This is a genomic window from Nonlabens sp. MB-3u-79, from assembly GCF_002831625.1.
GTDB lineage: Bacteria > Bacteroidota > Bacteroidia > Flavobacteriales > Flavobacteriaceae > Nonlabens.
Window position 1 is genome coordinate 3,069,170 of record NZ_CP025116.1, and the last position, 23,369, is coordinate 3,092,538.

20 protein-coding genes are annotated in these 23,369 nt (G+C 36.0%); 13 read left to right on the forward strand and 7 right to left on the reverse strand.

From position 1 onward, the window contains the following. Positions 1-207 precede the first annotated feature (207 nt). Positions 208-378 (forward strand): YqaE/Pmp3 family membrane protein, encoded by a 171-nt coding sequence (locus CW736_RS13550; RefSeq protein ID WP_101014884.1) that lies wholly within the window; start codon positions 208-210, stop codon positions 376-378. A gap of 32 nt (positions 379-410) precedes the next feature. Here CW736_RS13550 and CW736_RS14340 read toward each other — a convergent pair whose 3' ends face one another. Both CW736_RS14340 and mazG read right to left on the reverse strand, forming a co-directional pair. Then, positions 411-542: a hypothetical protein gene (locus tag CW736_RS14340; protein ID WP_262493801.1), complete on the reverse strand. Its 132-nt coding sequence runs from the start codon at positions 540-542 to the stop codon at positions 411-413. Between the two features lie 84 nt (positions 543-626). Beyond that, the gene (mazG, locus tag CW736_RS13555; RefSeq protein ID WP_101014885.1) at positions 627-1,400 is read right to left on the reverse strand and encodes a nucleoside triphosphate pyrophosphohydrolase; all 774 of its coding nucleotides are present in this window, start codon (positions 1,398-1,400) and stop codon (positions 627-629) included. Between the two features lie 184 nt (positions 1,401-1,584). Here mazG and CW736_RS13560 point away from each other — a divergent pair, with 184 nt between their 5' ends. The 4 genes from CW736_RS13560 to CW736_RS14175 all read left to right on the forward strand — a co-directional run bounded on the left by CW736_RS13560 (position 1,585) and on the right by CW736_RS14175 (position 4,585). Beyond that, positions 1,585-2,337, forward strand: coding sequence for a thioredoxin family protein (locus CW736_RS13560; RefSeq protein ID WP_101014886.1), 753 nt, complete (start codon positions 1,585-1,587; stop codon positions 2,335-2,337). Positions 2,338-2,380: 43 nt separating this feature from the next. Continuing rightward, positions 2,381-3,160, forward strand: coding sequence for an O-methyltransferase (locus CW736_RS13565; protein ID WP_101014887.1), 780 nt, complete (start codon positions 2,381-2,383; stop codon positions 3,158-3,160). A 571-nt stretch (positions 3,161-3,731) separates the two neighbouring features. Then, positions 3,732-4,433 (forward strand): ABC transporter ATP-binding protein, encoded by a 702-nt coding sequence (locus CW736_RS13570; protein WP_101014888.1) that lies wholly within the window; start codon positions 3,732-3,734, stop codon positions 4,431-4,433. Further along, a complete protein-coding gene (locus CW736_RS14175) occupies positions 4,421-4,585 on the forward strand; it encodes a hypothetical protein (protein ID WP_157810971.1) in 165 nt (54 codons plus the stop codon). The genes CW736_RS13570 and CW736_RS14175 overlap by 13 nt, the downstream gene beginning before the upstream one ends. Positions 4,586-4,837: 252 nt before the next feature. Here CW736_RS14175 and CW736_RS13575 read toward each other — a convergent pair whose 3' ends face one another. The 4 genes from CW736_RS13575 to CW736_RS13590 form a co-directional block, all read right to left on the reverse strand. Then, positions 4,838-5,641 (reverse strand): alpha/beta hydrolase, encoded by an 804-nt coding sequence (locus tag CW736_RS13575; protein ID WP_101014889.1) that lies wholly within the window; start codon positions 5,639-5,641, stop codon positions 4,838-4,840. 28 nt (positions 5,642-5,669) lie between these two features. Next, entirely contained in the window at positions 5,670-7,298 is a 1,629-nt protein-coding gene (locus CW736_RS13580; protein WP_101014890.1) for an acyl-CoA carboxylase subunit beta, read from the reverse strand. A gap of 109 nt (positions 7,299-7,407) precedes the next feature. Next, positions 7,408-8,217, reverse strand: a complete 810-nt coding sequence (locus CW736_RS13585; protein ID WP_157810972.1) for a M23 family metallopeptidase — start codon at positions 8,215-8,217, stop codon at positions 7,408-7,410. Between the two features lie 221 nt (positions 8,218-8,438). After that, on the reverse strand, positions 8,439-10,079 hold the full coding sequence (locus CW736_RS13590; protein WP_101014892.1) for a SulP family inorganic anion transporter: 1,641 nt from the start codon (positions 10,077-10,079) through the stop codon (positions 8,439-8,441). 148 nt (positions 10,080-10,227) lie between these two features. Between CW736_RS13590 and CW736_RS13595 the strand changes: the two genes are divergently transcribed. Further along, positions 10,228-11,469, forward strand: coding sequence for a hypothetical protein (locus CW736_RS13595; RefSeq protein WP_157810973.1), 1,242 nt, complete (start codon positions 10,228-10,230; stop codon positions 11,467-11,469). A 154-nt stretch (positions 11,470-11,623) separates the two neighbouring features. On the opposite strand, the gene CW736_RS13600 is transcribed toward CW736_RS13595, so the two are convergent. Beyond that, the gene (locus CW736_RS13600; protein ID WP_101014894.1) at positions 11,624-11,962 is read right to left on the reverse strand and encodes a single-stranded DNA-binding protein; all 339 of its coding nucleotides are present in this window, start codon (positions 11,960-11,962) and stop codon (positions 11,624-11,626) included. Positions 11,963-12,263: 301 nt separating this feature from the next. Between CW736_RS13600 and CW736_RS13605 the strand changes: the two genes are divergently transcribed. From CW736_RS13605 to CW736_RS13635, 7 genes are all read left to right on the forward strand, one after another. Beyond that, positions 12,264-13,028: an alpha/beta hydrolase gene (locus CW736_RS13605; protein WP_101014895.1), complete on the forward strand. Its 765-nt coding sequence runs from the start codon at positions 12,264-12,266 to the stop codon at positions 13,026-13,028. Between the two features lie 445 nt (positions 13,029-13,473). Continuing rightward, on the forward strand, positions 13,474-14,481 hold the full coding sequence (locus CW736_RS13610; protein WP_101014896.1) for an alpha/beta hydrolase family protein: 1,008 nt from the start codon (positions 13,474-13,476) through the stop codon (positions 14,479-14,481). Between the two features lie 752 nt (positions 14,482-15,233). Next, positions 15,234-16,226: a hypothetical protein gene (locus CW736_RS13615; protein ID WP_157810975.1), complete on the forward strand. Its 993-nt coding sequence runs from the start codon at positions 15,234-15,236 to the stop codon at positions 16,224-16,226. 490 nt (positions 16,227-16,716) lie between these two features. Next, positions 16,717-19,938 (forward strand): ice-binding family protein, encoded by a 3,222-nt coding sequence (locus CW736_RS13620; RefSeq protein WP_101014898.1) that lies wholly within the window; start codon positions 16,717-16,719, stop codon positions 19,936-19,938. 629 nt (positions 19,939-20,567) lie between these two features. After that, the gene (locus CW736_RS13625; RefSeq protein WP_101014899.1) at positions 20,568-20,921 is read left to right on the forward strand and encodes a hypothetical protein; all 354 of its coding nucleotides are present in this window, start codon (positions 20,568-20,570) and stop codon (positions 20,919-20,921) included. 609 nt (positions 20,922-21,530) lie between these two features. After that, positions 21,531-22,049, forward strand: a complete 519-nt coding sequence (locus tag CW736_RS13630; RefSeq protein ID WP_101014900.1) for a hypothetical protein — start codon at positions 21,531-21,533, stop codon at positions 22,047-22,049. A 250-nt stretch (positions 22,050-22,299) separates the two neighbouring features. Beyond that, positions 22,300-23,238: a hypothetical protein gene (locus tag CW736_RS13635; RefSeq protein ID WP_101014901.1), complete on the forward strand. Its 939-nt coding sequence runs from the start codon at positions 22,300-22,302 to the stop codon at positions 23,236-23,238. Positions 23,239-23,369 lie beyond the last annotated feature (131 nt).

The window sequence follows — 23,369 nt, forward strand, 5'->3', positions numbered from 1 at the left end:
TTTTTATGTGTACTGATCTTAAATCAATGGTAACCAGCCTACTAAAAAGAAATCTGAAATCAACTTACCTTCCTGAAGACACAATTCCAGATAATACATAAAAAAAAGTTATTCATCCTATAAAAATGACTTATACCTGATTAATATTTTTTTTAGCTTAAAACACATGATAAATGGTTGTTTATTATATTTTTGTAAGAAAAAACTTTGAATACATCAACTATAATTTTAAATATAGTCGCACCACCGGTAAGCATCTTTAGGAAAAGAGGTATAGACAATGATTTAGCCATAAATATACTGCTCACCATGCTCTTTTTTTTTCCAGGGATTATTCATGCCTTTTATTTGACATCAAGAAAGAATGAGATTCTATAAGTAATTAAGATGCATGGTATTTAGTTGAGGCATTAATCTTTAGTATGCTCAAAAAGTACTTCTAATTCGATTTCTGGTGCATGATGTTCTAGAAACGCCATAAGTTGAAGTACATCTCCATCGCTCATTAGATATCCGCCTAATCGATCACGGCGACCATCCATACCAATAAAGACAAAATGACCAATAGCATGTCTTTTAAGGATCTATTATCCGACTTCAAAAATCGATTAGAATTCCACATCAACCTACACCTTCTTAGCCTCTTCCCAGTACACATCCATCTCAGCAAGAGTCATATCCCGCAATTCCTTACCTATTTCTTTAGCTTTGGACTCTAGGTATTGAAAGCGTTTGATGAACTTTTTATTGGTGCGTTCTAAGGCGTTTTCTGGATTCACTCCTAAATGTTTACCGTAGTTCACTAAGGAAAACAACACATCACCAAATTCGGCTTCCATTTTATCATGATCCCCCGCGTCTACCTCTACTTGCAACTCAGCCAGTTCTTCCTCTAGTTTTTCTTTAACCTGTTCTGGCCGTTCCCAATCAAAGCCTATTCCAGCGACTTTGTCTTGGATGCGCTGGCTTTTGACTAAGGCTGGCAAAGATTTAGGCACACCTTCCAACACACTGGTTTTCCCTTCCTTCAGTTTCAGCGCTTCCCAGTTGGCTTTTACCTCTTCTTCATCCTTCACTTTTACATCCCCATAAATATGTGGATGCCTGGAGATAAGCTTGTCGCAAATACCATTTGCTACACTTGCCATGTCGAAGTGGTTGGTCTCTGAACCTATTTTAGCATAAAAAACAATGTGCAACAACAAATCACCTAACTCCTTAGGAATCTCTTCCATGTCCTTATCTAGAATTGCATCGCCCAGCTCATAAGTTTCTTCAATGGTCAGGTGACGCAAAGATTCTAAGGTTTGCTTTTTATCCCATGGACATTGCTCCCGCAATTCCTCCATAATGGTTAACAATCGGTCTATAGCGGCAAGCTGTTCTTTTCTATTATTCATTTATGTATTTTAAAACGTATCAATTTTGAAAATAACTCTATTCTATAAAGAACTATTTTGTGAGCTTTGAAGTTTATATTTGTCTTGCTTTCACGCCCTACAAGACCGCAGGTGAAAAAGCGACATTATCCTCCAACAATAATACTGGCATAAAACTAGTTAGTATAAAAAGAAAAACAGCCCCATGCGAATTCTATTTATAATTACTTTTTCACTTTTATTAACGACGGCTTCCTACGCACAAGAATATGTAACCGATGCGACAATGGAAGAAACCCTAATGGCAAAGGATGACCAGATCAAAGTCCTCTATTTTACCGCGCCTTGGTGTGGCCCTTGTAAATATATGGCACCAGTTATCAAATCCATTTCAGAAGATAAAACCATAGATGTGACCATCTATAAAATGAATACAGACGATAATATCACAGACGATATTCTTAAAGTCAATTCCATTCCTACTTACTTTTTCATAAAAAACGGTCGTAAATTAGGACATAGCAGCAGTGTCATGCGCCGCAATAAAATGGTCGAATTGATAGAAAAACACGATGCCATGGAGGTGAAAGGAGGCCTTCTACCCTACCGCGGAAAACCTTCTAAATATAAAATCGTAGCAGGTGCCCATGAAAATTTAACCAAAAAAAACATAGAGCAACTGTGGCACAACCCACAAGAATTAAATGAATTGAGCTGGAAGATCTATAAAAATCTAACCACTCAAAAAGACCTCAAATGTGCCCTAAGCCTTGTGAACCGTTCTATTGAGTTGGAAGAAAAAGGTTATAACCTTCAGACTAAGGCACATGTACTTTATAAAATGAAAGATCATAAAGAGTCCTTAAAAACGGCTCAAAAGGCAAAAAAACGAGCTGCTCGTAGCGGCACCTCCACCACGATTATAGAAGAGTTAATTAAAAAATTAGAAGCCGAATAACACGCGTTTTTAAGGCATCTTTGCTCCGGTAAAAAACTAAAAATTGTTTCACTTTATATTTACTTATTTTTCTCACCTCATCAAGTCATTTCACTTGCATGGCATACACTCCCCTTTTGTTTTTCAATTGGAAAAAAAGTGTCTTAGAGATGCTGGATCCTATGTGGATTATGTAAAATTATCTCGCTTTCGCGAAAGCTTACACCACAACAACAGCAGCTTACATATAGAAGATCACGGTGCGGGAAGTAGGGTTTTTAAATCTAATGACAGAACGGTAAGCCAAATTCTCCAGCACAATTGCAGTACTAAAAAAGACGCTCAATTGCTGTACCGATTGTGTACTTATTTTAAAGTGAACAGGGTTCTGGAATTAGGCACCTCTTTAGGAGTAGCGACTCATGCTATGGCAACCTCAAGACCTCAAGCACAAATTACGACTGTAGAAGGAAGTCCTGAAGTTTATGAATTTGCAAAAAAAACGTTTGAAAAAGAAGGCGTGCAACAGGTGAATCTTGTGAATGCTACTTTTAAAAAATTCTTTAAAAAACAAAATACTCCTTCTCCTGTTTACGATCTGATTTATATAGATGGCCATCACAATGGTGCCGCTACCTGTTCTTACTTTGAGAGCATTTTGAATCAAGTACATAATGATACGGTCGTGATCTTTGACGACATCTACTGGTCTAAAGACATGACTCGTGCGTGGAATCAAATTTGCCATCATCCACAAGTGACGGCAAGCGTGGACTGTTTTGATTTTGGACTGATTTTCTTTAGAAAAGAACAGAAGCAAGAGCGATTTTATGTGAAGTTGTAAATCTTTGAATTGGAAGTTCCAAAGGCTAATTTATTCATTTGAATCAAACACTCCTAGAAACCAAGACCAGGTACAGCTGTAAAATAATTATGCCGACTTATTTTATTAGCTGGATTCAAGTTATTTTAATTCACAAATGTCCGAGAAAAGATCATAGATCGCTGCGCTCTAAGATTATAGACTACACTATAACTAACTGAAAAACAGTAATTATCAGTTGATTTATTCCTATTCTAAGCGCATGCATTTCATAAATAATGAAGAACGACAAAAGCATGGTGGTTGTATAAATGTTTCTTTTTAAACTCTTCAATGGCAGCATGTTGAACGGTATTGGAAAAACTTTATCGGACACTAATGATTTTAATTGAGGAAAAACAGCTTACAACGTGTGTCAAAATTAGTTTTTGATTTGGTGAAATGACAGACTTGCGCTGAGTTTGTCGGTTTGCGGACAATGAACTACAATTCCAGAACATCATTTTTTAAATACCAAAAATTGTAACTAAATAACCATCGTTGCGTCATACACATAAGATTCTTTCAAATCAAAAATTCATAATTTAGTCGCATGAGTGAAAATGTTATCGAAGTACGCAATATTATTCGCGATTTTAAACTAGGTCAAGAAATCGTTCACGTTCTTAAGGGAATAGATTTAGACATCAAAAAAGGAGACTACGTTGCATTTATGGGGCCTTCTGGTTCTGGTAAATCTACTTTAATGAATTTATTAGGCTGTCTAGACACAGCTACTGCAGGTAGTTACAAACTCAATGGTACTGACGTTTCTAGCTTGAGTGATGATCAACTGGCCGATATTAGAAATACAGAAATAGGTTTTGTTTTCCAGACCTTTAACCTCTTACCCAGAACCACAGCCTTAGATAATGTCGCCTTACCTATGATTTATGCAGGAATGTCTAAAAAGGACCGAGTGGCAAGAGCAAAAGAAGTTCTAACTAGTGTAGGACTAGCAGACCGTATGGACCATCAACCCAGCCAGCTTTCTGGTGGACAGCGCCAGCGTGTTGCCGTAGGTAGAGCCCTGGTAAACAATCCGTCTATTATTCTAGCCGATGAACCTACAGGAAATCTAGATTCCAAAACTGGTGTAGAAATTATGGCCCTTTTTGAAAAAATCCATGAAAACGGTAATACAGTTATAGTAGTAACTCACGAAGAAGAAATTGCAGAGCATGCGCATCGAGTGATTAGACTGCGTGATGGCGTTATAGAAAGTGATATAAGAAATCAACCATGGAAATCTTAAGCGAACATAAAGACTGGGTTTATATAGGAGCTGTTTTACTGGCTTTTGTCATATTCTTGTTTTGGAACAGAGGCAAACAAGGAAGTGTCAAGGACCGAAAACGAAGAAATTTTAAGCAACGTCTTAAGGACAAACGAGAAGGACGTGACTAGACATAGTAAAGAGTTGTAACTCCTTTTTATAAAGGACCGTCTTAGTTTGAAATCAATTCAGATTTTTTTTTTTAAACTCTAAGCTTGTCCTATAGGGCAATAGCGCATCATTCCTATTCTTTAAAAATACAAGGCTTTAATAAATAGAGCAACAGGTATGGAGATGATCTTCTTTTAGCTTAAAAAAAGAGATGCTTTTATAGATAAACGAACTGCATATACAAATATACTTAGTAGTTGTAAAGAATTCTTCTAATTATTCAGAACCTTCTTTAATTGAAATAAAGCCTCCGCATTACCAGCCAAGTTATTATGTCCTTGATCGGTTAACTTATATAAAGGAAGATCAAACTCCGTACTCAACAGCTCTGAAGATTCTACAGGAATTAAACCATCATCAACTCCATGAAAAAGGTATACGGGCATCTTGCACTTTTTTAAATAGATATTGGTAGCCAGGTCGTATTTTAAAATAAATGTGGGTATGTACGAATAATTAAGTCGCATCATATAAGTCATGCTATAATAAGGAGCATGTAAAACCAATTTATCAGGACGGTTATTAGAGGCAAGCTTTGCCGCAAGGCCAGTACCTAAAGAATAACCTAAAACTACTATGCTGTTTTCTGAATATACTTTTTTAAGGTCGTTGTAAACATCTTGAATATCTTCAAAAAGCTCATCTTGATCTGTAATTACTGAAGAACTCTTTCCATAACCAGGATAATCGATCATAAAAACATCGTAGCCTAAAGGCAAGAAGTGCTGAGAAACATCCCCTACAGACCTCAAACTACCCCCATTTCCATGCAAATAAAATATAACTCCTTTTGAATTCTCTTTCTTAAATAACAGCGTATTAATAATATGGCCCGAGCCTGCAACAATATCCCTTTCTTCAAAATCATTTTGAAACTCAAACCGATATCCTGCTTTTAATTTCTCCGGAAAGAAAAGCAGGCTTTCTTGATAAAAGTATAGCAGGCCACAAATCAATAGGTAGCCTGCCATTACTAATATAAATAGTAGTTTAAAAAATCTCTTTAAAAATTTCATAAGTACCTATTTCAAAAGATTCAAATTCTTAAGTCTGTATAACACCAAGGTTAAAGTCCTTAGTAATAGGAGCGTGATTTGCCGCTTTTATTCCCATAGAAATCCATTTTCTTGTATCTCTAGGGTCTATGATCGCATCGGTCCAGATTCTAGAAGCTGCGTAATAAGGAGATACTTGCTTATCGTACCTATCTTTAGTTTTAGCAAACAGCGCTTTCTCTTCTTCTTCCGTTAGTTTTTTTCCTGCTTTTTCTAATGATGCTTTTTCTATTTGCATCAATACTTTTGCCGCACTATTACCACTCATTACAGCAAGCTCTGCCGATGGCCATGCAACTATTAATCTCGGGTCATATGCTTTACCACACATCGCATAATTTCCTGCCCCATAGCTATTCCCTATAATAACCGTAAACTTAGGAACTACAGAATTAGAAACAGCGTTCACCATTTTTGCTCCATCCTTAATAATACCGCCATGTTCTGATTTAGAACCAACCATAAAGCCTGTAACATCTTGTAAAAATACTAAAGGAATTTTCTTTTGATTACAATTGGCTATAAATCTCGTTGCTTTATCTGCGCTGTCGCTATAAATTACACCACCGAATTGCATTTCACCTTTCTTTGTTTTTACGATTTTTCTTTGGTTAGCTACAATACCAACTGCCCAACCGTCCATACGAGCATAACCTGTAATGAGCGTCTGTCCATAACCGTCTTTATAGGCCTCAAAGGAGTCTGCGTCTACCATACGGTTAATAAGTTCCATCATGTCGTATTGTGCATTGCGTGCTCTAGGAAGCGCACCAAACAATCCTTCTGGATCTAACGCTGGTTTTTTAGCCTCTACTCTATTAAAACCAGCTTTGTCACTAGCACCTATTTTATCAAAAATCTTTTTGATCTTATCTAATGCGTCTTTATCATCCTTTGCTTTGTAATCAGTCACACCACTGATCTCACAATGCGTTGTCGCTCCACCTAAAGTTTCATTGTCAATTGTTTCTCCTATGGCTGCTTTTACTAGGTAAGAACCCGCTAAGAAAATACTTCCTGTTTTATCCACTATCAATGCTTCATCGCTCATGATAGGTAGGTAAGCTCCACCGGCAACACAACTACCCATAACCGCAGCTATTTGAGTGATCCCCATACTACTCATCACGGCATTATTTCTAAAAATACGGCCGAAGTGTTCTTTATCTGGAAAGATCTCGTCCTGCAAAGGCAAATAAACTCCTGCACTATCTACTAGATAAATAATTGGCAGTCTGTTTTCTATTGAAATTTCTTGAGCTCGCAGGTTTTTCTTTCCTGTAATAGGAAACCAGGCACCCGCTTTTACGGTTGCATCATTGGCAACAACAATAACTTGTCGACCTTGAACATATCCGATTTTCACCACAACGCCACCGCTCGGGCAACCGCCGTGTTCTTCATACATACCATCTCCAGCAAAGGCTCCTATTTCTATAGCATCATCAGCTTTATCAAGCAGGTAGTCGATACGTTCACGAGCCGTCATTTTACCCTTTGCATGTAGTTTTTCAATGCGGCTTTTACCTCCACCTAGAGCTACTTGGGCAAACTTTCTTCTCAGGTCAGAAAGCAGCATTTTATTGTGATCTTCGTTTTTATTGAAGTCTAAATCCATTTCATAAATCTTTGTTCAAAAATAAGGATTTTGAATTGTAAATGATAGGGAATTATTTCGCTTTCGCGAAAGCGAGACACTGCTCCAATTCCGCGCTGAAAACCAGCCTTTAAGGTTTGCGATAACTGCGATTTTCTACCAGCAAACTTGAAATAACATCAGTACCTATTTGGAATCGAACAGGCAGCGTTTTACTTTTCTTTCCAAAACACGGCTGGTACACTGTAAAATGAAGATGTGGCCCTGTAGTCCACCCCGTATTGCCACTATAAGCAATACGATCGTCTTGCTTTACAAAATCGCCTTTCTTCACTATAGAACCGTTTTGTTTTAAATGCGTGTACTCGGCAATAGTACCGTCTTTATGTAGGATTCTAATAAAGTTGGCTTTTTCCAAACATTTAAGAGCGTTACAACCTATGGCTTCATTCTCCTTGACTTGAATAACCGTGCCGCTGCGAGAGGCATGAATTGCTGTACCTATAGGCATCGTAAAATCTATAGCATAGGTGTTTTTATGAGTACTGCTGCCATTATAACCTTGAGAAACACGCCAAGAAGCACTTTTCGCATAAGGTAAATGATAGTTGAATAGCTCGTCATACTGCAGTTCTCGTTGATCGCCCCATAAATAGGAAGCCGTCACTTGATAAGCATACCTTCCTTTCTTAATTCTTGTGAAATCGAGAATTTTATAATTCACAGCATGAGCTGGAATGACAAAAATTTGATCTGTTCTAAGACTGGATCTAAGGTTGATAAGTTCTAAGTCCAGCTTTACAGAAATAGAAACCGGCTCCCCATTAGTAACGTAATAAGAATAACCCGTATCCGTCTTTACCGCACCACTATGCACCTGCGGACTTTGAGCCGAGAGCAACGAGTAAATAAATAAACTTAAAAAAACACTTAACCGCATATATAGGGACCCTTTCGTGAATCCTATCATTCACAATATGATAACGATAGCCTCCTGTAAAATAGTGCCCTAAAAAGTTTTAAAAAGTACTGAAAATAAAAACAGGAAACAGATGTACCTGTCATACTATGATGGACCCCTTGATTATTTCATAACACCATCAGATAATGCGCTACAGAGGTTATATCAAGTAGCAAAAATCATTTAAGACTCGTAAAACACTAAACTTCTGCGTCTAATAAATCTGTAGCAATATGATAACGCGGATCTTCGATACTGCTTTCTATAATCGTATCAAATTCTGGATTATGACGCATCAGTAATTCTTTACATTCTGGGCTTAAGTGCGTGAGTTTGATTTTTTTTCCTAAATCCAAATATTTATTTGCTACACCTCTTAAAGCCTCAATACCAGAATGATCTTGTACTCTTGATTCAATAAAGTCTATTTCTATTTTATCTGGATCGCTTTTAGGATCAAATTTCTTATTAAAATCTGTTACCGAACCAAAGAATAACGGCCCCCAAATTTCGTACACTTTAGTTCCATCTTCTTTGATGCTTTTGCGAGCTCTAATGCGTTTTGCACTTTCCCAAGCAAATACTAATGCCGAAATAATTACTCCTACAAATACAGCTATAGCAAGATCAAAAATAACAGTCACTACAGAAACAATAACTAAAACAACTGCATCTGATTTGGGTATTTTGCCTAAAATTCTAAAACTAGACCAAGCAAAAGTCTCAATAACCATCATAAACATCACACCTATCAAAGCAGCTATAGGCACTTGCTCGATGAGCTTATCTGTAAACAATAGAAAGGTTAATAAGGTCACTGACGTCATGACACCAGATAAACGACCACGTCCACCAGCATTGATATTAATTACGGTCTGACCTATCATACCACAACCACCTGTCCCACCAAACAATCCGCTAATGATGTTTCCTGCGCCTTGAGCCACACATTCTCGGTTACCACTACCTCGAGTTTCTGTTAATTCATCGACCAGATTCATGGTCATTAATGATTCAATAAGACCTACAGCTGCAGCAAGAAAGGCATAGGGTAAGATGAACAAAAAGGTATCATAACCTATAGGTAAATTCTCCCAAAGCTCCATATTAGGCGTTGGCAGCTCCCCTTTCAGCCCAGTTCCTCCACCTTCTATAATATAAGAACCTACCGTACTTGCATCCATACCACTAAAAATAACTACCGCTGTGGTCACTAATATAGCCGTAAGTGCCGCTGGAATTTTCTTAGTTAATTTAGGCAATAACCATATGATCGCCATGGTTAGAGCAACCAGACCTATCATGATCCACAACTCTGTTCCTTGCATGTAAGTAGAGGTGTATTTGTCTATACCATCTGCTCCTACTTCTAGTTTTTTATGGGTAAACATTTTTACCTGTGCGATAAAAATGACAATGGCTAGACCATTTACAAATCCCATCATTACAGGATGCGGAATCAGTCGTACAAATTTCCCTATTTTAAAAACACCTGCTAAAATCTGGATCAATCCCATAAGAATTACAGCACCGAAGAGGTAATAAAAACCCATATTCTCCACTGGTGTTTCCATCAACATTCCTCTCTCATGTCCTTTGATGATCAAATCCACAAAAATAACGGCCACTGCTCCAGCAGCTCCTGAAATCAATCCAGGTCTACCACCGAAAAGTGCTGTGATCAAACCAATAATAAAAGCACCAGAAAGCGCCACTAAAGGATCTATTCCTGCTACAAATGCAAAGGCAACTACCTCTGGTATCATTGCTAGAGAAACAGTGATTCCCGCCAGAATATCGTCCTTCGGATTTTTACTGAAATTATTGAAGATCTTGCGCATAGTGCTTGATTTTTAAGCGTGCAAAAGTACGGCTTTTTAAAAGATATATGAGTGTTCCGCTTTCGCGAAAGCGGAATCAAAATCATAGCTCTAGAACAAATTTAACAGAAGTGCTATTTCTAACTTAGGAAAACAATATTTTTACCACATGAGTAGCAATCCTTTCTTCTTATCAAAAAAGCATGTATGCTTTAGCGTTTGGATAGTCCTATTTTGTAGCGCTCTATGCCTCGCACAAAAGGATTCCTTAAAAGTAGAGGTCAATGGGCTACTCAAACCACATTTAGCATCTACGCATCATTTTGGATTGTTCTCTTCTCGCATGACACAAAATTTTAAAGTGCGCGCAAGTACTACCCCTCAATTGCATCTAGAGACACAATCAGGAAATAATTTTCATGCTCCTGTACAGGCCTTTCTTCCTGATGACCCAGGCCTAAGAGCTCAATTTGCTGACCAAATCTGGTATTTTAGAGTTTTTGATTTTGTAGATCAAGAAACAACTCCTGCGCAGGTAATGGATATAGAAATCGATGCGGTTTACAAAGTCTATCGTCCAGCACTAACTTTGCCTTTAAACGATCGCAACGAGATAAGAATAGGCTTGCGAGCTTTTCAAACGCTAAAAGGTAATTTCGTTAATTCCCCTTTTACCAATGATGCCTCTATTGAATGGTTTCACAGCAATATTGCTGGTGGTGAAGATCCTTTTGGCAGGAAGTTTTATGGGGTGAATGAAGTGGCAGTAAACTACACAGATCGCAATGGTAAGACGTTGAATATGCAAGCTGGCGATATCATTTTAGGAGGTGTCGAACTGGCACACACTTATTATCCCGAATTGCAAAAATGGAACGAGCGCAATCTGTTTTTTAACTTGCAGTCACAGATAGGCTGGAACACCAGTGCCTACAATAATTCACTGGACTTAGGGGTAGGAATTAATGCGGTAAAAAAATACCGCTTAAACACTAAAAGTGATCTTTGGTTCGGTTTGGGATATAGTGTATTGTATAAAAATGCTATTGATGGACGTGATAATCTCGATCTAGGAAACAACAGGTTTTTAGGCTCTGGAGAGGTCATGGCACAATGGACCCATCAAAGCTCCAAAGGAAACCAAAACATCATAGGCGTAAATTATCAAAATCAGACCTCTTACTTTAAAAAAGAAGAAGCTGACTATTTTCATCTCAAAGGAGATTATGCTGCCATCAATCAAGGCTGGCATTATGGCTATACCACGCTTATTGAAAATTTAAGCAGCTGGTCTTTGTTATACACACATGCACGACCTAAAATATCTTATACCATTTATGTCAAAGAAGACCTTAACGTCAATAATGCCCCTGATGTAGAAACAGGTATTTCTGTGCAAATTCCATTGTAATGAATACGAGCGGGTTTACTAGAAAAATTAGTGCTTGACACAAAAAGAAAGCCTACCAGTTCCAAATTTACCTGGACTCTAATAAGCTTTCTATAGTTCTAATCTGTAGTTAACGCTTTCAGGTACTGAGAATGCGTTAGCGCAATTTTGTTGATCAAGCCTTCGTATCTAGCATTAATACTTGATCACATACTACTTCGGTGGTATACTGTTTTTCGCCGTCTTTGTCTTCCCACTGTCTATGAACTAGTTTTCCTTGAACGCATATTTTACTCCCTTTCTTTACATACTCAGAAATAATGTTTGCCGTAGCATTAAAGGCTAGGAGACGATGCCATTGTGTGTCGGTCACCTTCTCGCCTAGCTTATTGGTATAACGATCTGAGGTGGCAAGTGAGAACTTTACTAGTATTTTGTCATCGTTTAAATTTACGATTTCTGGATCCTGACCTAGGTGTCCGATTAACTGTACTCTGTTGCTTAGATTGCTCATAATAAATTAGTTTGTATGGGTTAAAAAAAAAGTTGCTGCCATCTATTGTTTTTGATGACGGTACAAAGATGAGCAGGCTTGAAATCTACAATCGACTATTAACCGTTTGTTTACGTTTATTTTCGTTTGTACTTGATTGATAATAATAAACCAAGCGCCATTACCCAAGAAGGGCCATTGGTATCTGTTATAAAAAAGCGCCTGTGGTAGCAGCTAGCATTGTTGTAGTACTGCAGCATTTGGTCAAAAATTAGAGCCAAAAGACAGAAAAACAGAGCCAGACCATACCGTATTCTCCAAGATTAGAGGAAGAAATTATCAATTGTACATTTCTTTTCCTACAAATTATTCGACAAAAGACACAATTACTTATCCCGTTTTGTATATTTTGGACGGTGAGTATGCTTTTCCCACAACCAGAGGAACAAGAGAAATTTTGGATTGGGGAAACAAAATAGAAGATCTAATCATAGTAGGAATTGGTTCAGGACTTAATTTTCTTTCTTGGTACAATGATAGATTTGACGACTACACGACGTCAAGAGATACTGTTTGGGAAAATGACGCGAATTATGGTAAAAATGCAATTCTAAAAGGATCTTTCACAACTGGTGGCGCAGCTGAATTTCTTAAATCAATTAAAACCGAAATAATCCCATTCGTAGATAATAATTATAAAACTAATTCTGATAGAGGTATTACAGGACACTCAGCTGGGGGCCTTTTTACAGCTTATTGTTTAATAAATTCAGATGGCTATTTTACTCGATTTGGCATCAGTAGTCCTTCATTTTGGTGGGATAATAATAAATTATTAAACCAATCCGTTACTCAATTCAGAAAAAATAAAACTTGGAATATACCGCAAACTAAAATTTTTATTTCTTGTGGTGAATATGAAGGGATAAGATTTATTCCCTCAATGCAAAAGATACAAACATCTCTTGAAAATGCTGATTATCAAAATATCGAATTAAGTTGTCAAATATTTGATGGCGAATCACATCTTTCCGTATGGCCTGCCAATATAAGTAAAACCCTTATCACCTTGTATGGTAAAAAATAAAGGAATTATAAAGTATATTTACAAAACACTACAGCAACCAGCGTTAATAGCAAACAATACCTCGCGAAATGCTACAGCACACGAATCTAACCTTAAAAGAATTTAAGACAAACTTTACCAATGAAAAAAATTACTATCCTTACAATGATGCTCTTTGCGGTACTACTTTTACCTTCTTGTGAACCAGAATCCGGTGGTCCCTGCGATGAAACTTTCTATACGGTAGACGGACCGCAGCTAATAGAATTTCCTTGTGCAACTACTGATTAAAACAAAAGCTTTTTATTAAACAAAATGGGCCAAAACCATTCATTATATGTTCTATCAGAATTTTATTGATGCAATCCAGAAGCATAATAAATAACATGCAAACAGCAACGCATAGCACACATTAAAACGTTTTGTTATACTTCACGTTAACCCTAGTTATCCGATAAATAAAATTATGAATAAGAAAGTCTTGCTAATCATTATAGTATCTCTAGGTGTCGGAGTAATTGTTGAAAATCAGTTTAATCTATTACCGAATTTCCTGAATGAAGAAGACCAAAATGTTGAAATCAGGGAAACTCCAAAATGGAGTGATGAATTTAATATTGTGGAAATTAAATCTCCCATAGATGAAACGCTGCAATCTGCCTATTTTCACAAAACTAAATCGTCTGACCCACAACCCTTAATAGTTAGTCTCCACACATGGAGCGCTACTTACACTCAGTACGATTCAATAAATGAGTTCTCATTTGAAAAAGACTACAACTACATCCACCCAAATTTTAGAGGTATGAACAATACGAAAGATGCTTGTTGCAGTGAAATGGTAATATCAGACATTGATGCGTCAATAGATTTTGCTATAGAAAATGCAAACGTAGATACAACAAGAATTTATGTGATTGGAATGAGCGGAGGCGGGTATGCAACTTTAGCAATGTTTATGAAATCGAAACATAAAATTAAAAAATTCTCGTCTTGGGTTCCTTTGGTAGATTTGATACAATGGCATGAAGAAACTAAAACTCTCAAGCTTAAATATGCTGCTGAAATTCTTGCTTGCACCCAATCTAAAGGTGACGTTTTAAATGAGGAAATTGCGAAACAGAAATCACCAATATTCTGGAAAACACCTATTGATAAATTGAATTATTCAACATTAGAAATATCAACAGGAATATATGATGGCATGATTGGGAATGGTGTTATTCCTATTACACATTCCATTAACTTTTATAATAAATTACTTAAGGATCTCAGTGTTACTGATAGTACTAAGTATGTATCAGATACCGAAAAATTAGCACTCCTTGAATTCAGAAAACCGCTAGGTGACTTTGGACAAATTTCAGGAAGAGAAGTAATACTTCGTAAGGAAACGAATAATATCAAACTAACATTATTCGAAGGAGGCCATGAAATACTCACAAAATACGCTTTTGAAGAATTAATAAAATAACTACCACTAACAAAACATAAAGTGCATTTTATCAAAATCGCTATCGGTAAGCTAAAAAAAATGGGCATTTAGACTTGACAGATACCCAATACCTTTATGCAAAAGAGATCGTTACAACCTCCTATAGGACTATCAAATAGCTGTTTCTGCGGCAAACCCAAATTAATTAAAAAAATCATAGCCACGCAGTGGTAAAAGCGAGCTAGACCAAAAACTAAATTACAGTAGCCATCCTAACAAGTAACAGCAGCAACTCCGTCAAATACAGCAAGTGCCTTAAAGATAAACAGCTTCTAATAAATTACTTAAGGTATTCCTCAGATTTATCGTACAAAAAGTACCGCTCATTTTTTTTTACCCAAGCAAAGACTATATATTCGCGGCCGACATAAAAATTTGTAAGTCATTAAAAAAGACATACGACAAGTATTATAAAAAATAACGAGCTCTTTAGTTTCTTGATAATTTCTATTTAGAACCCGGAGACACTCTAATAACCATTAATGAAACAAGCTTAGATGGCTCAAAAGTGTTTTATAATAATGATAGCCATATTATCATAGTGAATACTGCGAGCTTAGAAATAAATACTTTGTTAGCTCACAATACTTTAGGAAAAAAGTTGCTTCGTAGAAAGAATTTAAGAAAAGAAAGAAATTCAATTTCACAAACCAAAATAGGTATATGTTATTGTTGTTGAAAAAGAAAAAGGAAAAAAAATCATATTATACTATCAATTAACCTATAAAGTTATGTTCAAAAATGCAATTGTAGTTGTTATTTTAATTATTTTAAGTTGCCATACGAGGCTAATGGCACAGGTAGGAATAAACACTACTACTCCAGACCCAAGTTCCATGCTCGATATTCAATCTACAGATAAAGGGTTGCTCATACCAAGGATGACACTAGTTGAACGAGGTAATATACCCAATCCTTCACAAGGCTTAATGGTTTATCAAACCGATAATACTCCAGGGTTTTATTACTTTAATGGCAGCACATGGAATGCCATAGCGGTTGCTGAAGCTGATAAATGGACTTTTGATGGTAACAACATGTACAATGCCAACAGCAGCAATGTTGGTATTGGAACTACTGCGCCAGATGAGCTACTTCACGTGAGCGGCACCTCAGTTGGTACGGGAGCACATCTGGGGAATTTATTTGCGGGGGTGTGGGAAACAAACAGCGCTTATGCTGTAATTACTCACAATGACGTTAAATTTGATACTAATGGCTATGCGCTGATACAACGTAATGATGGTACAACCTTTTTAAATTCTGTTGCCGGAAAAAAATTGGGTCTTAGAATTGGCAATTCAGAGAAAATAACAATTCTTTCAGATGGGAAAGTAGGTATTGGAACTACTGCGCCTACTGCTAAGTTAGAGGTTAATGGTACTCTTGTGGTTGGTAATATAACAGATAATGCTGATGTTAGTATGATCATGCAAAACAATTGGGTTACGTACTCAAATGGTTGGTCTTTTCCAGAATACTACAAGGATAAACTAGGTAGGGTTCATTTACAAGGATTAATTAAAAATGGTACCTTAGGTAATTACGCGACCATTTTGCCAGCTGGCTATAGACCGATAAGAAGTCGGATTTTCACCGTTGAAACTAAAGGTGGAGAACGATGTAGGGTTGATGTTAGGTATTCAGGCGGTGTTTTTATAAGTCAAGGCTGTGATAATGATTGGGTCTCATTAGAAGGTATTTCATTTAGAGCAGAACGATAGTCTCAATTATTATTTTGCTAGAGTCTTTTACACGAGCCATTTATTGAAGCATAAAAACAAAAAACCGATACCTATAAAAAACTCTCCGCACTAGAAACAAAACTAAACGCCCCGTTATCACTAAATAGAAAGTTCCAGTTTTAACAGTTGAGAAGTAATTTAACGTTGTAATACTTGCTGTTAGTAGTCTTTAAATAAACGGTGCAATACGATTTATCCTTTAAAGACCGTGGCACCGAACCAATCCAAAAGCAATAGGAAAACAAACTTCCTAAAAAAGACTAGCTAACAATTTCAAAATAAGCATGAAACAAAATTGAACTTTTTGAAAATTAGAAAAAAGTAAGCTGGATTTCTTTGGTTCACACAATGGGTAAAAGCCATTCGTCGACAGTAAATTGTATCCCAACGTTGTCCGTTTTGCATCAATCGAAAATTGAAAAATGACCTGTATTTGTAGTATACTTTCGCAGCATAAATAAATGAGGTCATGAAAATAATATTACTATCAATCCTTATCATCGCCTGTAGTTTTAATACAACAGCTCAGAGTAATCAGTCATCAACAGATTTCTATTTTGGTTCTGCGGCTAATTTTATACTGTTTACAGGAGCTGGAGCAGTAGCCAATACCGGTATTTCTACAGTTACGGGTGATGTTGGTTCTAATATAGGAGCAATATCTGGCTTTGGATCACCTACAGTTCTAAACGGAACTATAGAAAATGCCAATCCAATTACTACACAAGCCGCTATAGATTTAGCAGCAGCCTGCGTTCAAATTCAAAACACACCAGTCACAATATCGAATCATAGTACAATTTATGGCAGTGTTGCCGGGGAGACTATTTACCCGGGAGTGTATACTGCTGGAGCAGCTGCATCCATTCTTGGAACTCTGACATTAGATGCTCAGGGAGATCCTGATGCTCTGTTTGTTTTTAAAATTGAAGGAGCGCTTTCTTCAGTGGCTGGCTCGAATATTATTTTAGCAAATGGCGCTTCGTCTGACAATGTTTTTTGGATTGCCGTTGGCGCAGTTGGTTTGGGGGCAAATACTACCATGGTTGGCACATTTATAGGATATCCAGGAGCAGTTGAATTGGGAGCCGGAGGAAATCTAGACGGCAGATTATATTCTACTGTTGGCGCGATCGCAATCAATGGAACCGTTGCGACAATTCCATCTTATAATATTCCTTTTGGTTGCGATTCCAGTGCTTATCTATTCCAGAACAATGATATTTACGCTCTAGATTTAGCATCAGGGAACTCTTATGAAATTGCTGCAGACATTACTACAGGAAGTATAAATGCAGTAGGATACAATCCAGTAGACGGGTATATTTGGGGTTCTTTAAGTTCTCCAGAAAAAACGATAGTACGTATTGGTGGAAATTTCAATACAACCCGCTTCTATATAAATGAACTACCAACTAGTGATAGAACTATTGGAGATATAAGTGCAGACGGCATCTATTATTTAAAGGGTGAAGGCACTACCTACTATAAAATAGATCTTGATCCTAATTCTGCAAATTACACTCAACACCAATCAACAGAAAGTTTATCTCTAAATATAAGTATTGATGATTGGGCTTTTAATGCAGTTGACGGAAATTTATACACCGTAGAGAGAAACTCAAATATTTTATATCGCATTGATCCTTCAAACGGAAACGTACAAGCTTTAGGCGAAGTGCCAATCTTATCAGGAGTAACCTATACGTATGATGCAACGTACTTCGATGCAGATGGTCGTTTTTATGTATCAGCAAGTGAAACAGGAACAATATATGCCATTCAAAGTGTACAAAGCGTAATAGTCAATGGTACAATAAATTCGAAACTATTTGCTTTCGGACCCTCAAGCTCTAACAATGATGGTGCACGTTGCCCTACAGCTATTGTGAGCCAAGAAATTTGTGATAATGGAATTGATGATGATGGTGACGGCCTTATAGATTGTGAAGATCCTTCATGTTCAACTTATGGTGATTGTTCCCTCTCACTAGATGCAACAACGGGAAGTAGTGACGGTGGTTTAGAAAGTAATAACCGATTATCAGAACAGATCAATAAGCGTAATTTTAATCGTGCAAAAACAGGATATACATTCGATAGAAATTCTGCAAGAAGAGTTATTAAAAAGGGGGTATATGCACAACGTGCTACTAATAATAATTTTAGTTTAGAAGATTTTATTCCTTTAGATATTATTAATGAAGATGAGGTTATTGATGCTTCACCTTCAGATTTAGTAAGTATTACAAATGCAACTGAGATATATGGTGTAGATTATTTAAGAAACAACATTCCAGTAGCTTCTATTCTGGCCATAAAAACTGAGAATGGGGTTTATGAACATACTAAATACATTTGTGATCGTTTGTTAGGAGCAGAGTTAATATCCGTAAATACGATTGACATCAACGGACAATCATTCATTAAGTCTATTATAAAAAATGTAGATGGCACTTATGAGTTTGTATTAAGTCTATCGGCTAAGGTGGTAAACAATGATGGAAACTTCGCGATAGAGAGTCACTGGAATCTCGATCAATACGAACAAAATGTCACCTTTTATAACTTTCAAATTTGGACGAACTCAATTGATGATTTATTTAAACTTGGGCAAGAAGTCTTATTTTTACTAGATGTGAAAAAATTAATTTCAACATATAACAACTCAACACCTCCAACAGTATTTGTTAGAAAAGGAAAGTATGTTAATGGTGCTTTAGATTTACAAATCATCAATATGAATGCTACGGAAACCATACATTTTGATGCTAATCTTAGAACCACGGAAACGAGTGAATTTGACAACATGAACTCAACAGTAGCATTGAATGAACAATACATTACAAACCTACAATTAGAAACTGGAAACTTATTTGATATCGGCTTTAGAATTGGTGATGGCTTTGCAACACCAGACGATTTATTCATGTCTGATGGACCTTGGGGAATTGATTATTCACAAGGAGACACTACAGTAGACACCTATGCAATTCTACCAAACGATTTTACCTATGCTCCCAATGATTTCCCGATAGAACGCAACATTGTCTTGAAAGCAACAACAAATAGCTATGTAGCGGCTTACAGAGCGCTTACCCCAAGATTCAAAGCCGTAGACTTAAGTGACTACAATAGCTTAAAATTTAGTGCAAAAGGGACAGGAAGTTTAGAAATTACATTTGTAAAAGCAAGTGTTTCTAACTGGGAAGAACAATATAAAAGCAACATTACTTTAGATAATATAACACAAAATTACGTTTTACCCATATCGAGTTTTAAATCAGGAAATAGCACCGGTTTAGAATTAAATGATGTCGTGACCGTGGTGTTTACTATGATAAGCGAAGATGGCTCAATTAGTTCAAAGGAATTAACACTAGAAAACCTACATTTATCTCAAGACACACCAGGTGTAGAAGACGTAACTCAACAAACAATGAATCTTTTTGCATCACCAAATCCAATAACCTCCGCAACAACGATACAATTTACAACGAAGCAAACAGAAACTGTACAACTTGTCGTCTATGACCAATTAGGAAAAGTAATATCCCAAACAACACATAGTACAACACCTGGAGAAAATAGAATTTCATTAAACAGCAACAACTTAAGCACAGGTATCTATTTCTGTAGCATTGTAAGTCAACAAATATTTTACAATGCCATAAAATTAATAGCCAGATAATTATAAGTTTTTAAGGTACTCCTAATTCCAAGATACAAGTAATATTTAGTTAAGGTTTGACGCTTTCGCGAAAGCGATATACTCTCGTGAATATAGAACAGTCAACATCATCACGAATTGGGCTATTGTTACATAAACATTTGCTACGCAAACCCAAATAGCCTAGTTATAGTGCACATAGCACACAATAAGCTAGGTAATACAAATCTTACCGTATTAATTGGACTCCCAAATGCTGAGCCTTTGCATCGAAACTAAGGGGGACAACCAAACAGTGTAACACAATTCAATAGCCTTTGCTTTGACTTTTCAGAAAAACAGGTCAAGAATAACTTCCCTTATTTTGGTGTAATTACTCAATGCTAGCAGGGAATAAAAAATGGCAATACACGATATAATCTATTGGTTGAAAGTTGGGCATCATTAACTTAAAAAGATAAAAGTGAAATACTTCGCTACATTATCGTTTCTCACAGTACTTATTCTATCATTCTGTGGATGCAAGCAGCAAACAGAACTATTAAATTCTCAAGAAGAAAAACGCAAGAAAATTGAAATAATAACCAATTATGGGTCTGTAATTATCGAACTGTATAATGAGACACCATTACATCGCGTTGTGCATAATTATGAGAAACATTCTAATCTCAATTTTAATTCTTTGCTTCATCGGAGTCAACGCTCAACATTGGAGTAAAATTAATGCGGATTTAAGAGTCTCAGATACTCTTAATAATCCGACCGAAATCAGAATCTATGCAAGTGGCGGAATAAAAAATTATACTTCACTTTTTAGAATGTACGAAAGTGAGCCTGATAATTGGACTGCTGAATTTCACGAGCATTGGTCAAAAGTTGATGGCATGATGGAAATGAAAACGCAAGAAAGAATATTGACTTCAAAAAGTGAAATGGAATATGTTTACTTGAATTTATTTCGGAGCTATATTTTTGACTTACCAAGCAGAAGTGATATAAGCTGAAAATTAATTGACCGTGGGGAAATCGAGAAAGCAGAACAATTCCCAAAAAGAAAGATGAAGAACCAATTATGAAATGGGAAGTTTTGGGCAAGCAGTCGATGGCACTTAATAGAAAAAGTTATTGTTTTTAAACGAAAAACCCATACAAATCAAACGAATTTGAATCTGGAAATCCATTTTTTTATAAAGACAAATATCCTGAAATTGATGGGCCGAAATATATTTGCGAACTGATTGAAATAGTACGCTCTGAAGTGTAGAATCCTTCCTAACAATTAACAGTAGCAACTTCATCAATTACAGCTAGCACCTTAAAGATAAACAGCTCCTACCGCACCAACTCACGGTATTTGTCAGATTTATCGTACAATAAACGCCGCTGCACCTTTTTCACCTAGCTCCATCCCCTATATTTGAGTGTTGATAAGGAGTTACCTGTAATTCCAAAAATGATATTTGATATTTAAACTATATCAAAATTTCTTTTAGTGTTATTAAGGTTACTCTATAAAATTAGGGAAATTTATTTACACAATTATTCCATTCTTAGTAGCAATTTTTAAACTTTATCGTCATCATTATATATCATATTTAAATAAAAAAACTTTTATGAGATTCAAATTAATTTTTTTTAGTTTTTTCCTTTCTTTCTTTTTTATAAATGCTCAAACAACTAAAGATTCTAAAGCGGAGTTGGAGAAAGTAATTGATGTTTTTAGAGTATCAATAATAGAGCGTAATGATTTTGAAAAATTTTCTAATTTATTTTTACACGATTCTATTACTTGGGCAGCAATTATAACAGGAGAGACTAAAAAAAGAGTGCTACAACAAAAACCTGATTTTACATTTCAAACTAGTAATTACAAGGCTTTCTTTGAGGAATTGAAAGATGGCAGTGAAGAAAAATTTTATAACGTTAAAATAGATGTTCGAAATGAATTTGCAACTATATCATTTGACTACAGTTTCAATGTTAATTCAAAAACTCAAAATTGGGGAACTGAATACTGGTCTCTAATTCTAATAAATAATATATGGAAAATCACAAGTGTAACTTGGTCTCAGAATATGCAAAAATTAGAAGCTTGCCCTTTTGAATCTAAGGATCTCTTAGAAATGAATTAATAAAAATAATAGTAATGCAAAGTACAGATAGCACCGTGTATAGTTAATTACTCAGTCACTGCCAACTTACGAACATTCCTTCGGAATATTCTATCTGTGATTTATTTACTAAATCAGTTGCTTAAACACGAAACTAAGAATACACAAAACCCTTAATTTAATTTACAAATAACGATACGTCCTTGAATTAGCAAAATTCGGAAAGTAACCGAAGAATTTAAAATTTGAGTTCCATAACAAATCCAACCAAATGAATAAAACATTCCAGATTTTAAAGAAAGTCCTTTTTACTATAATCCTAATTTTAATAATTTTTACCGTTTCTGGATATACCTATTTATACATTCTTCCTAAAGGCCCAGAATTAACTGAAACAAAAACGTTAAAAAAAGAAACTGATTCTTTTGTCATGTATGCATATAAAAATAGCGAAAGAAAATCTATTAAAGTTTGGACGTACAAACCTGAAAATTGGAAAAATGAAGGTAGAATTCTTTTTGTAATGCATGGAGGTGGTAGAAATGCAGATGATTATTTAGACGCATGGAAAGAGCTTGCAGACAGCAACAACATTTTAGTGGTAGCTCCTGAGTTTGAAAACAAATATTCAAAATATATTACCAACGATTATCAGGAAGGTAACCTATTTACCTTTTTCGGTTCTAAAAACCCAAAAGAAGAATGGACATATTCTGTAATTGAAAATATATTCGATGACATTAAGAAAAATAACAATATCACAAATGAAACATATGATATTTTTGGTCATTCCGCAGGTGGCCAGTTTGTACATAGAATGATCATGCTTATGCCCGAAGCAAGAATTAAAACCGCAATAGCAGCTAATGCTGGGCTCTACACTTTTCCAGATGAAAATCTGGAATATCCTTATGGATCAAAGAATACACCTATTACAGATAATTCCATCAAAAATTCTTTTAAAAAGCACTTAATCATTTTATTAGGTGAGAATGATAATGATCCAAAATTAGGTACTTTCAGAGAAACCGAGCTTGCTATGAAACAAGGAGCACACAGATTAGAAAGAGGATCTAATTTTTATCAAAAATCACTTGAATTAGCTACTCAAACATCCTCGATTTTTAATTGGGAAGTTGATACTATTGAAAAGGTTGGTCACAATTACAGAAAAATGTCTTCTCAATCAGTGAAGTACTTGTCCAACTAAAACCTAATCCCGGCACATCGCAAATAGTTGTCAGTTGAGTGAAAAGAGTTGTTTTAGACACCCAGTAAAAACCCACTAAGCCCACAAGGAGGTTTGCCTTATAGAGGCTGCTTGCGTTAACCAAGACCATT

Coding starts and splice junctions, on each gene's coding strand:
- CW736_RS14340 (WP_262493801.1), bottom strand. CDS start 542: ATGGATGGTCGCCGTGATCGATTAGGCGGATATCTAATGAGCGATGGA.
- mazG (WP_101014885.1), bottom strand. CDS start 1,400: ATGAATAATAGAAAAGAACAGCTTGCCGCTATAGACCGATTGTTAACC.
- CW736_RS13560 (WP_101014886.1), top strand. CDS start 1,585: ATGCGAATTCTATTTATAATTACTTTTTCACTTTTATTAACGACGGCT.
- CW736_RS13570 (WP_101014888.1), top strand. CDS start 3,732: ATGAGTGAAAATGTTATCGAAGTACGCAATATTATTCGCGATTTTAAA.
- CW736_RS14175 (WP_157810971.1), top strand. CDS start 4,421: ATGGAAATCTTAAGCGAACATAAAGACTGGGTTTATATAGGAGCTGTT.
- CW736_RS13575 (WP_101014889.1), bottom strand. CDS start 5,641: ATGAAATTTTTAAAGAGATTTTTTAAACTACTATTTATATTAGTAATG.
- CW736_RS13580 (WP_101014890.1), bottom strand. CDS start 7,298: ATGGATTTAGACTTCAATAAAAACGAAGATCACAATAAAATGCTGCTT.
- CW736_RS13585 (WP_157810972.1), bottom strand. CDS start 8,217: ATGCGGTTAAGTGTTTTTTTAAGTTTATTTATTTACTCGTTGCTCTCG.
- CW736_RS13590 (WP_101014892.1), bottom strand. CDS start 10,079: ATGCGCAAGATCTTCAATAATTTCAGTAAAAATCCGAAGGACGATATT.
- CW736_RS13595 (WP_157810973.1), top strand. CDS start 10,228: ATGAGTAGCAATCCTTTCTTCTTATCAAAAAAGCATGTATGCTTTAGC.
- CW736_RS13600 (WP_101014894.1), bottom strand. CDS start 11,962: ATGAGCAATCTAAGCAACAGAGTACAGTTAATCGGACACCTAGGTCAG.
- CW736_RS13610 (WP_101014896.1), top strand. CDS start 13,474: ATGAATAAGAAAGTCTTGCTAATCATTATAGTATCTCTAGGTGTCGGA.
- CW736_RS13615 (WP_157810975.1), top strand. CDS start 15,234: ATGTTCAAAAATGCAATTGTAGTTGTTATTTTAATTATTTTAAGTTGC.
- CW736_RS13620 (WP_101014898.1), top strand. CDS start 16,717: ATGAAAATAATATTACTATCAATCCTTATCATCGCCTGTAGTTTTAAT.
- CW736_RS13625 (WP_101014899.1), top strand. CDS start 20,568: ATGAGAAACATTCTAATCTCAATTTTAATTCTTTGCTTCATCGGAGTC.
- CW736_RS13630 (WP_101014900.1), top strand. CDS start 21,531: ATGAGATTCAAATTAATTTTTTTTAGTTTTTTCCTTTCTTTCTTTTTT.
- CW736_RS13635 (WP_101014901.1), top strand. CDS start 22,300: ATGAATAAAACATTCCAGATTTTAAAGAAAGTCCTTTTTACTATAATC.